Consider the following 12,336-nt stretch of genomic DNA (forward strand, 5'->3'; position numbering starts at 1 on the left):
ATAATAAATAACAAATAAAAAAGCCATCTCAAGTCGCATTAAGATGGCTATTTACTAATTCGGGATATTGCTATCCCGATTATCGGAGTGAGGAGTAAACTAAATTTAATTAATCGTCTTCATCGTTATTGTCAAAGTCAAAGTTTTCACCGTCATCGTCTTCATCTTCCGAATCCTTGTACTTGTATTTGTATTCCTGCTCTATCCTTTTCTGTTCTTTTTCGATATCTTTTTGTATCTCTTCATTGAGTTTCTCCTGAAATTCCTCGCTGTTGAGATATTCCAGGCTCTTCATGGATTCCTTGATACTGTTGTTCAATTCATTCTGCATCTGTTCCATTTCCTTCTGGAATTCCTGGCTGTCAAAGTACTCGCTGTTTTCTTTCATTTCCTGTTGCAATTCCTCCATATCCCGCTGAAATTCTTCGCTATTAAAGTACTCGTTATTCTTAAGGTTCTCTTTCAATTCCTTCTTCATTTCTTCCATGTCACGTTTGAACTCTTCCTGATCGAATTGAAACTCTTTCATGGATTCTTTGAGCTCCTTTTGCAGCTCCTTCATTTCAACTTCAAGCTCCTTCCTCATTTCGTCCGAGTATTTCAGGCTGTCGAAGTTGAAATTGAAATTATAATTCATATTGTATAATTCCTTGTTCATCTTTTCCATTTCCTTGTTGACTTCACGCGTAATATCATCTATCCACTCGTTCATCTTCTTATAATCGAAGTAGTATATGCTGTCCTTTGGAAGGTCTCCCGGAGTAGGAACGAGGGATGCAAGTTTTGCATATACTTTTTCCTTACTGTTCTTATCTACGAAAGGCATAAGGTTGAGCAGTGTAACAGCGTCCGTTTTTCTGGCTGTCTGCAGGATCTTATTTAGAGCCGCTGCTCCGCCGTTTTTAAAATCATAATCAAGTAAAGCGCGCTTGAATTCGATCGATGAATCGTCTCTGTAGGGAGTACCCGGTCCCATCCCGTTCTTTGTGAGACAGTATTTGCCGGCGCTTACAAGTGTATTACGTTTGTCGGATGTCAGCTCTACCATTCCTTCTTTTACGAATAGTATTCCGTCACCTTTCTTGTCCATAGAGAGTGAGTATGAACATCCAAGATCGACAGCTGTTACCGATTTTGTCTCGACGAAGAATGTCCTCGGAGCGGCGTTTATGTTTGCCGATATGGTACCATACTCAAGGATTATCCTGTGCTCACCCGCATCACTTTTTATAATGCGGACCTTTGAACCCGGATCGACTACGATCGTTCCTATGTCGGATACTTTTAATACTGCCTGTGAAGTATCGTCTGTTACAAGCCAGTCACCGATCTTTACGCTATCGACTCCCGCAACTAACTTGTCATCCACTGTCGGCGCGCCCTTTACGTTGGAGACGAGCCAGTATGTATCCAGAGCGGCAAGCTGTTGGCTTCCAAGCTGGTCATTTTGGTTTGAGATGAAGTCTTTTATTCCAAACATAAACGCAATGATCAATCCTGCCGCAATAAGTCCTGTTACTATATAGCGGGTAGGAAGCTGCTGCGTCCTTTGCTTATTTATCTCGGTATAGTTTATATCGGTTAATTCCGGCTGATTAAAGGTATAGAAGTTATCAGAGACTTTTATGAAAGAAGAGCTTTTGTCAACGAGACGGCTCTCGATATTATCCCACATGCCCGTTGGAGGGATGATTCCTGCCGGCATACTGCGTACCATATTGATCGTCTCGCCATATGCATCGAACTCTTTTTTGAACGCAGGGTCGCTATCTACAGCTTGCATCAGCCTGCTGAGACCCTCGTTTGACACGGTCCCATCCAGGTACTCGTTCAACAGTTTATAAAATTCATTCTTATTCATTTGACTAATTCCTCCCGGAGTAATTTTCTTGCTCTGTGTAAATGGGCTTTTGATGTTCCTATTTCGATGTTAATTAATTCTGAGATCTCATTGTGCTGGTATCCTTCGACGTCATGCAAAATGAAGACCGTTCTTGCCTGGCGGGGAAGTTTCGATATCGCCCGTTCTATATCGATTGTTTCCCCATGTGACCGCATTTCTGCTTCGTTCAATCTCTCGTATTGTATCACATCCTCGGTCTGTATGAACCTCTGGAAAAATCTCTTCTGGCTTCTTTTTAGCATCAGGAATTCGTTCATTGCTATCGAATGCAGCCATGTCGAAAATTTGCTTTGAAAACGGAAGCTGTCCAGCTTTTCCCAGGCTTTTATGAATGTATCCTGTGTAAGCTCCTGGGCAGTGTCGGGGTCGGCGCAAAGCCTGAGGCAAAACGCATAGACACGCGACGAATTCAGATCGAACAAAGCTTTAAAGGCGTATTTATCCCCTTCGTTTGCTTGTTTTACCAGATCAAATTCTGTATTGCTGTCAGCCACCTGAAATTTTGGGTTATCTGTTCTAATTGCTGAAGATAACATTTTACTAAGTTATTTTTAATGTAAGATGCTATGAGGATGGGAATGGTTTAGATGGATTAGTTATTTATTTTCAATGATTTGCAGAGCTGAATTGGGCTGTTTTTCAGGGCTGTAAATACAGGATTTAGGGCATAAAAAAGGCAGGTGAAAAAACCTGCCTTTTTAAAATCGTCTTACTTTCTCTCTTATTTGTGCGGATTCTTATACAGCTTTTGTGAAGATTCTTCCCGCTTGTAACTTCTGGGAGGAGTGTATGTATTGATGCTTGAGTTATAGCTCTTATTGTATGATGAGCTTCTTTTCTTTTTCGGCTTATAACTCTTTTTATACTTCTTTTTACTATTGTACTTTTTTGACTTCTTGTATTTTTTCTTGCTCTTATACTTCTTGGACTTCTTATATTTCTTTGACTTATACTTCCGGCTTTTTTTCTTGTAGCTCTTTTTCTTGTTGTTCTTACCTGCCGCAGTATATCTGTTTACCTTTTTGTTGAGTGTCTTATTTACGGCAGAGAGGTACTTGTTTTTGTCTTTGAGTGTCTTCTGCTCCTTGTTGAGCTTATTGTACTCTTTGTAAAGATTGTTGCTTACGTCCTGTTGTTTAATGTACTTGTCAGACATCACACCCAGCTCACGCTGACTGTCCTCGTAAAACGTTTTATAATTTTTGTAACTGTCATAGGATTTGTAAAATACAGCTCCCAGCACCAGGTTACAAAAAATAGAAAACGCTAAGATGATTTGGGTCTTTTTCATGGCTCCGTTTTTGATTTAGCGAATCATAAGTTAAGAATGGTTAAAATATATCTTTAAGTAAAGGCAGTTAGTTGTTTTCCATCAAATTATGCGTAAAAATACCACCATTCGGAAATTTGATGCCGGGTACTGGTAAATGGTTTAGTTACTGTTTTTTAAAAACTCCAGAGCTTTTTCCATTTGCTCATCACGCTTTTCGCTCACGCCCTTGATCGTTTTACGGACTTCTATGTCGGGAACTACTCCTATTCCGTGAAATCTCGAATCATTGTGATTTAGGACTTTCATTCCTGTAAAAGATATTTGATATCCACCCGGAAGTAAAAACCGATTTACATTTCCGTTAGTCCCGGCTGTGCGCTCTCCTATGATCGTCCCAAGATGGTAATTCTTTACTATTGCCATAAAGGATTCACCGTAGCTTATAGCCCGGGCATTTGTCAAAAAAACAACTTCTCCGTTAATTCGGGGCTCTAACTGAGAGAGGTCCCACACTCCGGATTCTCTGAAATCTACATTTTTAAAATCAGGTTCTGTTATTCTTGGAATTAACCACCTTGAAGAATGAATATTAGTATCGTATAAATGCTGAAATAAAATATACATCTTGTCTTGTGGCCGGCCGCGTACATCAAATATAATACCCTTTGCATTGGCAAGAGTGTCGAGCTTTTTTTCGAGAACTTCCCATTTGATCTTCGTTAGATTAACATAGTAAATCCCCGAATCGATCTGAAAAAAATCCTGGTAGTAAGGAAAATTTATAATAGGAAATAAGCCCTCTGTCCGTCTAAATGTTTTTGTGATCTCCTTTCCGTCCGGTTTGCGAACTTTTAATGTGATATTGCTTTCGTATTCACCTCTCAGCAGCTCCATTTCAATGGAGGATACTTTTTTTGAGCCATCTGTGGAAGCAGACACTTTCTCTTCGATTTCTTTTATTAGTTCCGAAACATCTCTGCCGTCAATTTCCGTTATAACGTCGCCTTCTGTAATATCTTTGTCATCATCATTAGATTTGACAACCACCGGGGAATTCTCTATCCATTCGATCTTCAAAGGTGGTCTGCTTCGGTCCTTTGATATATCATCATGTGAAACGAATCCATGACCATCTCTTAATGCTGAGACAATATGTTGTAGCGTGACAAAATGATCTTTTTTCGATTCGTTGTTATATGCTTCTTTCAATGCTTTCTTCAAAATGTTTCCCCAGTATTCATCACGGGTGGTTTGACCGGATGCAATTTCGTCGATCACGTCGAAATAGGGAAAGAAATGCTCAAAGATGTTCCATGTAATAATTACATTCGCTATAAAATATGCCTTATCGTCGATTACAAAATTGTTTTTTGATTCTTCGAAAAGCATCCTTTGAAATTCAGTTACTTTAGTTTCATTGCCTGTAGGAAAAGTCTTCCCATTTGAATAAAGTACGGAGGGGAATTTTGCTTTTATTCCATTCCCCAGATCCTTCTCGATAATTTTGATATCTTTTATATCGGCTGTATCTGAATTTGTAATGTAGCTATTATAGACATTCTCAACTTTATCCCGGTTTGTTTCAGTTCCGTGACCATCATGAATCCACATTACCAAACTATATCCTGTCGTATCTTTGGGGGTATACCTGTCTACCGGATATTCATCGTCCGCATCCCCGGAATAAATCAAAAGTGAGGGGGCTATAGGGCTGAAAAGTTCATTAAGAGTAGATATAACCTCCTTCCTTGAACCGGCTTCGAGTATCTTCCGGGTTCCATATTGGGCAAATGCATCCCAGCTAACACCTTTCGATTCGGATGAGGGGTGAAAATATTTGATATAACCGTAAAGCTTTGTGAATGCAATTAAGTCATTCAGCTTTTCTTCTGAAAGTTGATTTTCGTTCATATTGCACGATGTTGTAAAAATTATTATTAGAATAAAGAATTTCCGCATGTTTGAGGTAGTTTGTGTAGATATAATTTAATCATTTAAATTATATTTTCAAATATAAACTAGTACAAAAGTCCAATTACAGTTTAATAGCAAAATGAATGATGTATATTTATAAAACCAAATAATGAAACTATGGTAAAATTACAAACGCTGGACCATGTAGCGATAATCGCGAAAGATCCCGCCGTGTCGCTGAAATGGTATATGGATGTGCTTGGGCTGGATCATGTATTCAAAAGCCAGTGGGATGGCGTGCCGATTTTTGCAGTCACACTCGAAAATAATACAGGCATCGCGATATTTCCATCAAAAACAGACGATCCGAAAGGTAAGCCGGAAGGTGACTACCTGGTTGTGGATCATTTCGCATTCAGGGTGAGCGGTGAGGATTTCGTTAAAGCGCAGGAAGAGCTCAAAGCTAAAGGCGTGGGAATCAGGGTTGCTGACCACGGTGTCGCAAAGTCAATATACCTGCACGATCCGGACGGACATGAAGTGGAATTGACCACTTACGAGGTGTGATAGGCACTATTTGACTCATTTAAAATGAGCTCTGAAATGGCTATCTTTATGCTTTTACAAATTATGTAATTAATTAATGCAGAAAATACGAATTAAAGATATAAAGAATTACGTAGACCAGGAAGTGACCCTAAAAGGATGGCTCTACAATATGCGCTCATCCGGTAAGCTGATGTTTCCGCAGATACGCGACGGCTCGGGTATTATACAGGGTGTTGTGGTTAAGAGTGAAGTACCGGAGGAAGTATGGGAAAAGTTCGGCACGCTGACACAGGAGTCCTCCATCATCGTTAAAGGAAAAGTTGTCGTCCACCATAAGAAAGAAGACACATACGAGATACAGGTATCCGACGTCGAGATTATTCAAATAGCAGAACCCTATCCTATTTCTCACAAAGAGCACGGTATAGAATTTCTCATGGACGAAAGGCACCTATGGCTCAGATCGAGAAGGCAGGTTGCCATACTGCGAGTAAGGAATGAGATTATTCACGCCATTAGGGAATACATGTATGATAACGGCTTCGTGCTTTTCGATACACCGATATTCACTCCTAATGCATGCGAAGGGACGTCCACGCTCTTCTCGACCAAATATTTCGATATGGGCGATGCATATCTTGCGCAGTCCGGACAGCTTTATGCTGAAGCCGGAGCGATGGCGCTCGGTAAGGTTTACACACTCGGACCTACATTCCGCGCGGAAAACTCTATGACGAGAAGGCACATAACGGAATTCTGGATGATGGAGCCGGAGATGGCTTATTATGACTTAGAAGATGACATGGATCTGATTGAAGACTTCCTGGAATATGTGGTACAAAGAGTAATAAAGAACTGCGCGAAGGAACTAGAGGAGCTGGGCAGGGACGTTTCTAAATTAGAGAAAGTGAAGAAACCTTTCCCGAGAATTACATATGACGAAGCGATAGAGATATTAAGAAAGAGGGACATACCTCTTATAAGAAAGACAGATAAAGGCGAAGAAGAGATAAGACCATTCCCTTGGGGTGAAGATTTTGGCGCACCTCATGAGGAAGCGATCGTTGAAGAGTATGACAAGCCTGTTATGGTTCATCGCTGGCCCGCGGAAGCAAAGGCATTTTATATGAAGCGTGATCCGGAAAATCCAAAGCTTGTACTCGGTGTGGACGTGTTAGCGCCGGAAGGTTTCGGTGAGATCATCGGAGGCTCACAGCGTGAAGAAGATATTAATGTTTTACAGGAGAGAATAAAAGAGCACGAGCTTCCAATGGAAGCGTTTGAGTGGTATCTGGACCTCAGGAGGTTCGGAAGCGTGCCTCACTCCGGTTTCGGGCTCGGTATCGAGAGAATGGTCTCATGGATCTGCAACCTGGAACACATACGGGAAGCGATACCTTTCGCGAGAAGACCGAACAGGATAACACCGTAATTTGTTATAATTATTATGGAAAAGATAATAATAGACGGAAATAATCTAATGCACAAGATTCCTCACATCAAGGATTCGAGGGAGGCTGTGGTCGAAGCGGTGAGATCCCGTGTAAATAAAAATGTGATATTCGTCTTCGACGGGCATGGCGAGGATACTATCAACGTAAGATATTCGGGAAACAAGAGTGCCGATGACATAATAAGACAATACATTGAACTGAACGAAGGCAATACCGATCTGACCATTGTGAGCTCGGACAATGCGATCGCCGGGCTGGGAAAAGCCTGCGCTTGTAACGTGATTAAGTCCGAAGATTTCTGGAATTCCATCAGCGCAAATGACGGTGTAACTCGTGATAAGAACGTCAATCAATTGTACCATTACGATGATGAAAAGCCGGGCGGTATGAGCAGGAAAGACATGAAAGAGTTCAAAAAATACTTCACATAATTGCTCGAAGTTGTTGGATATATCTGCGCGATTGCAGTAGGATTAATACTGGGTTTGCTCGGCGCGGGAGGCGCGATACTCACTGTCCCGATACTCGTTTACATATTTGGGGTTAATCCCGTTACCGCAACTGGCTATTCGCTTTTTATTGTCGGCTCGACGACTTTCATAGGTTCTTTATCATATTTTAAAAAGGGGCTCGTAAATTTAAAGACCTCGATCGTTTTCGCAGTTCCTTCGCTTATCTCGATGTTCATCACACGCAAATTTATTATTCCTTCAGTACCTGATACATTACTAAGTATTAACGGCTTCGACCTCACAAAAGACCTGGCTGTGATGATAATTTTTGCGGTGTTTATGCTGGGGTCATCATATTCTATGATACGCGGAGGTGTTAAAGAAGAACATACACGCGAGGTGGTTCACAAAAAAGATCTTATTCTAATAGCCTTCTATGGATTTGGGATAGGATTTGTGACCGGGATTGTCGGAGCGGGTGGAGGATTTCTTATCGTACCGGCTCTGGTGCTTCTTGCGAAGATCCCCGTAAAATCAGCCATCGGCACGTCGCTTCTGATAATTACTATTAATTCTCTTTCCGGTTTTGCCGGCGACCTGCTGGGGCATTATGACGTGGAGTGGGGTTTCCTGCTGACTTTCCTTGCTTTTGCCATAGGAGGAATATTGATAGGAAGTTACCTGTCTCACAAAATATCGGCGGCAAGGTTAAAGACCTCGTTCGGCTGGTTCGTTCTGGCAATGGGGTCATATATATTAATTAGAGAAATTATAGCAACATTAAATTAAATTTATACATGAAACACGAACACATTAAAATCGATGAATTCAAAACGAAAATGGATGAGGGCGGATACCAGGTACTGGACCTAAGAACTCCGGCGGAATTCGAAGCCGGTCATATAGAAGGTTCTTATAACCTCGATTTCACGCATCCGGGTTTTCATGCACTGATAGAAGCTCTCGATAAAGATAAAAAGTACCTGCTTTATTGCCGTACGGGGAATAAGAGCGGGCAGACAATGGACATTATGAAGGAGAAGGGATTTGCCGAGTCATATAATATGCTCGGAGGAATAGTGGAATGGAATGACGAAGGTTACGACGTGGTAAAGTAAAATTTAAAATTTTATAAAATGGAAATAAAACAATTTTATGACGAATGCCTGGCGCACGCATCCTATGCAATTCTAAGTGAAGGAGAGGTAGCGCTGGTTGATCCTGCAAGGGATCCAAAACCATATTATGATTTTGCGAAGGATAATAATGCTAAGATAACAGCCGTAATTGAGACTCACCCGCACGCCGATTTTGTAAGTTCGCATCTGGAAATATCCAGGCATACGGGAGCGAAAGTATATACAAGTGATCTCTATGGACCAAAATATGATTATACGGCGTTCGATGACGGTGATGAGTTAAAGCTGGGTAACATCACTCTTCAATCCATTAATACTCCGGGGCATTCGCCTGATAGCATCAGTATCTTGATAAAAGATGAAGACGGAAAAGACTATGCTCTTGCAACGGGAGATACCTTGTTTGTTGGTGATGTAGGCAGACCTGATCTGCGTGAGTCAGCCGGGGCGATCAGCAAGAAGAGAGAAGAGCTTGCTCGAATGATGTACAATACCATACATGAGAAACTTCTCAATATATCAGACGATGTGCTGGTTTATCCGGCGCACGGTGCCGGGTCACTTTGCGGTAAAGCGCTCAGCAGTGACAGGTACAGCACTATGGGTAGAGAAAAGAAAACTAATTACGCTCTTCAGCCGATGGGTGAAGATGAATTCATTGATGTACTGCTTGAGGGACAGCCTTTCATTCCGAAATATTTCGGTTATGATGTGGAGACTAACAGGCAGGGCGCTCCTGATTTCGAAGAGAGCGTTGTAAATGTTCCGCGTATCAAAACAAAGGATATAAAGCCCGGTATCTTAATTATAGACGCTAGGATGGCTGATGAATACAGGAACGGACATTTAGAGGGAGCCATCAATATTGCTCCGGGCAGGGCATTCGAGACGTGGCTGGGTTCGATAGTAGCACCTGATGAAAAATATTATCTTGTGGCTTTGGATGATGAATCTGTCGAAAAGATGATCAGACGTACGGCAAAAATAGGTTACGAGTCAAAGATAGAGGGCGCGCTGGTAAATACGGGCACGGTTTCCTCTAACGCCGATACTATCGATTACGGTGATTTGAAACAAAATCCGCAAAACTACACTATCATTGATGTAAGGAATCCGGGCGAATTAGCCGACTTTACAATATTCGATAGCGCGGTAAATATTCCTCTGGCTGAATTGAGGGATAGAGTGAGCGAGATCGATACCGGTAAACCGGTTGTTGTTCATTGCGCCGGTGGGTCGAGAGGTTCGACGGGTGCAAGCATTATAAGTGAGAAAACTGGCAAGCAGGCGTTTGATCTGGGCAATAAGATAAGGCTTTTTATATAGTGCTTTAATTGTTAATTTTTGGAATGTAATTTCATCTGTTACCATGACAAATCCGCAGGAACTGCTTGAAAAGTACATTAAGAACGAGAACCTCAGGAAACACTGCTATGCAGTTGAAACCTGTATGAAGTTTTATGCGAATAAACTGGGTGAGGATGAGGATAAATGGGGGGCTGTTGGTCTGCTTCACGACCTCGACTGGGAAATGTATCCTGACACTCATCCTAATACCGCGGTGCCGATACTGGAGGAAGCCGGATTTGACAAAGAGTTCATCGATGCTGTACTGGGACATGCGTACCCAGAAAGAACGGATGTAGCAAGGGAAACCCCTATAGCTAAGTATTTATTCGCATGTGATGAAATAACAGGACTTGTGACTGCATATTCTTATATGAAACCCGGAGGCTTAAATGAAGTCCAAACAAAGGGCGTCATTAAGAAAATGAAAGATAAGGGATTTGCCAGGAATATAGAGAGAGAAGGCTTGACCAAGGGAGCTGAAGATATTGGGCTTGAGATAAGGGAGCATATAGATAATATTATCGAGGCGATGAGATCCGACGAAAGATTAAAATAAAACTATGTCCGTAATATCAACAAAAAATCTAAGAAAAGAATACAAAGGGAAGTCCTTCTCAAAGGCTAAGATCGTTGCTTTGAAAAATTTCTCCTTTGAGGTGAACCAGGGTGAGATCGTCGGACTGCTTGGACCGAATGGCGCCGGTAAAACCACACTGATAAAGATACTTCTCGGAATAGTTTTCGCAACTGAAGGAGATGCTACGGTATTCGACAAACCTCTTTCAGATATTTCGTATAAAATGAAAGTGGGTTACCTCCCGGAAAACCACAAATACCCGACTTATTTAAAAGGCGGACAGGTGATGGAGTATTTCGGAAGGCTCAGCGGATTGAATGATGCAACGATCAAGGCAAAGACAAAAGAACTGCTTACCTTATTTGGTATTGAAAAGTGGGAAAAGACAAGCATAAAGAAATATTCAAAGGGGATGCTTCAAAGGCTGGGACTTGCCCAGGCAATGGTAAATAATCCCGACCTGCTTTTCCTGGATGAACCCACCGACGGCGTGGATCCCATTGGCAGAAAACACATCCGCGACGTTCTGCTCCACCTAAAAGCACAGGGTAAAACGATTTTCCTTAATTCCCACTTGCTTAGCGAAGTGGAGCTCATATGCGATAGGGTTGCTATCCTTAATAAAGGTGAACTCCTGAGACAGGGAACCGTTGATGAGATCACAACAACAGGAAATAATTATAAATTTATCACATCGGATCTATCGGATGAACTCAGTAACAAGCTTCTAAGCGAATACAAAGTAACACTGCACGGCAAGACGGAATTTATTTATTCGACTGAATCCGTGGACGACCTTAATAAATTAATAGACTATCTGAGAGATCAGAAGATACTTCTGCATAATGTTTCGCTGGAGAAGAGTACGCTGGAAAGTATGTTCATAAACCTGGTCGGCGAAGACCAAAATCAAATTTAAGCAAAATGTTTGCGATCGTTAAAGGTACAATACACGAAGCTATAGCCAAGAAGATAATACTCGGATTTTTTGCGTTATCTACCTTGATAATATTCATTTTCCTGGTGCTTGTGAACATTGAGTCCATCGATAGCGTTGTCGAGGTATCCAAGCAAACGGATATTAAAGCTGCGGTTATTGGATTTGAGAGCATTATTATGGGTGTATCGTATCTGTTTATAATAACTATAAGCCTGATAGCAGTTTCGTCGATTATTCCATCGATGGTGGAAAAAGGTAACATTGACCTGCTTCTTTCAAAACCAATTGGCAGAACCAAAATAATCATCGGTAAATTCGTCGGCGGTGTCATACTGATCTTCCTGAACCTTGTTTATTTGATCGGTTGTGTCTGGCTGATATTATCACTCAAATCCGGCTTCTGGCACTTCCCGTTCCTTTATTCGATCATCTGGCTGACGGTATCTTTCGCTGTTATTTATTCGCTTGTGATATTACTGGGATTGACTACCCAGAGCACGATAATATCCTCTATAGTGACTCTTTTCCTTGTACTTATCGTTTTGCCTATACTGGGTGCCAGAGCAGACATCGCGGACGTTCTTAAAAATGATTTTGTAAAATTCGTCCTCGACTTTTTCTATTACATATTACCTAAACCCGGCGGTATCAACATGATCTCCGCCGCGCAGATTACGGAACAGCCCATCGAAAGCTGGCTTCCGCTCTGGACTTCATTACTTTTTATGGTTACTATGCTCGCGCTTTCCATATATTATTTCAAGAAAAAAGATTATTAATTCGGT

At 41.5% G+C, this 12,336-nt stretch carries 13 protein-coding genes; 9 read left to right on the forward strand and 4 right to left on the reverse strand.

The window, feature by feature from the left end; all coding sequences use genetic code 11:
* Positions 1-109: 109 nt before the first annotated feature.
* The 4 genes from H6614_01175 to H6614_01190 all read right to left on the reverse strand — a co-directional run bounded on the left by H6614_01175 (position 110) and on the right by H6614_01190 (position 5,087).
* On the reverse strand, positions 110-1,861 hold the full coding sequence (locus tag H6614_01175) for a FecR domain-containing protein (protein MCB9242267.1): 1,752 nt from the start codon (positions 1,859-1,861) through the stop codon (positions 110-112).
* On the reverse strand, positions 1,858-2,439 hold the full coding sequence (locus tag H6614_01180) for a sigma-70 family RNA polymerase sigma factor (GenBank protein ID MCB9242268.1): 582 nt from the start codon (positions 2,437-2,439) through the stop codon (positions 1,858-1,860). Before H6614_01180 ends, H6614_01175 begins: the two co-directional genes overlap by 4 nt.
* A 185-nt stretch (positions 2,440-2,624) precedes the next feature.
* Positions 2,625-3,194 (reverse strand): hypothetical protein, encoded by a 570-nt coding sequence (locus H6614_01185; protein ID MCB9242269.1) that lies wholly within the window; start codon positions 3,192-3,194, stop codon positions 2,625-2,627.
* Between the two features lie 141 nt (positions 3,195-3,335).
* Complete coding sequence (locus H6614_01190; GenBank protein MCB9242270.1) at positions 3,336-5,087, reverse strand: hypothetical protein; 1,752 nt, start codon at positions 5,085-5,087, stop codon at positions 3,336-3,338.
* Between the two features lie 180 nt (positions 5,088-5,267).
* On the opposite strand from H6614_01190, the gene H6614_01195 reads away from it, so the two are divergent.
* From H6614_01195 to H6614_01235, 9 genes are all read left to right on the forward strand, one after another.
* The gene (locus H6614_01195) at positions 5,268-5,657 is read left to right on the forward strand and encodes a VOC family protein (GenBank protein MCB9242271.1); all 390 of its coding nucleotides are present in this window, start codon (positions 5,268-5,270) and stop codon (positions 5,655-5,657) included.
* 76 nt (positions 5,658-5,733) lie between these two features.
* The gene (gene asnS / locus H6614_01200) at positions 5,734-7,071 is read left to right on the forward strand and encodes an asparagine--tRNA ligase (protein MCB9242272.1); all 1,338 of its coding nucleotides are present in this window, start codon (positions 5,734-5,736) and stop codon (positions 7,069-7,071) included.
* Between the two features lie 15 nt (positions 7,072-7,086).
* Complete coding sequence (locus H6614_01205) at positions 7,087-7,524, forward strand: NYN domain-containing protein (protein ID MCB9242273.1); 438 nt, start codon at positions 7,087-7,089, stop codon at positions 7,522-7,524.
* Positions 7,525-8,334 carry a sulfite exporter TauE/SafE family protein gene (locus H6614_01210; GenBank protein MCB9242274.1) on the forward strand — a complete coding sequence of 270 codons (810 nt, stop codon included), beginning with the start codon at positions 7,525-7,527 and terminating at the stop codon, positions 8,332-8,334.
* An 8-nt stretch (positions 8,335-8,342) separates the two neighbouring features.
* A complete protein-coding gene (locus H6614_01215) occupies positions 8,343-8,663 on the forward strand; it encodes a rhodanese-like domain-containing protein (protein ID MCB9242275.1) in 321 nt (106 codons plus the stop codon).
* A gap of 18 nt (positions 8,664-8,681) precedes the next feature.
* On the forward strand, positions 8,682-10,010 hold the full coding sequence (locus H6614_01220; GenBank protein MCB9242276.1) for an MBL fold metallo-hydrolase: 1,329 nt from the start codon (positions 8,682-8,684) through the stop codon (positions 10,008-10,010).
* Between the two features lie 43 nt (positions 10,011-10,053).
* Positions 10,054-10,590 carry an HDIG domain-containing protein gene (locus H6614_01225; GenBank protein MCB9242277.1) on the forward strand — a complete coding sequence of 179 codons (537 nt, stop codon included), beginning with the start codon at positions 10,054-10,056 and terminating at the stop codon, positions 10,588-10,590.
* Between the two features lie 4 nt (positions 10,591-10,594).
* The gene (locus tag H6614_01230) at positions 10,595-11,530 is read left to right on the forward strand and encodes an ABC transporter ATP-binding protein (protein ID MCB9242278.1); all 936 of its coding nucleotides are present in this window, start codon (positions 10,595-10,597) and stop codon (positions 11,528-11,530) included.
* Positions 11,531-11,535: 5 nt separating this feature from the next.
* Complete coding sequence (locus H6614_01235; protein MCB9242279.1) at positions 11,536-12,330, forward strand: ABC transporter permease subunit; 795 nt, start codon at positions 11,536-11,538, stop codon at positions 12,328-12,330.
* Positions 12,331-12,336: the final 6 nt, after the last annotated feature.

It is taken from the genome of Ignavibacteriales bacterium, assembly GCA_020635255.1.
In the GTDB taxonomy this organism is placed as follows: Bacteria; Bacteroidota; Ignavibacteria; order Tepidaquicellales; family Tepidaquicellaceae; genus JAEYVS01.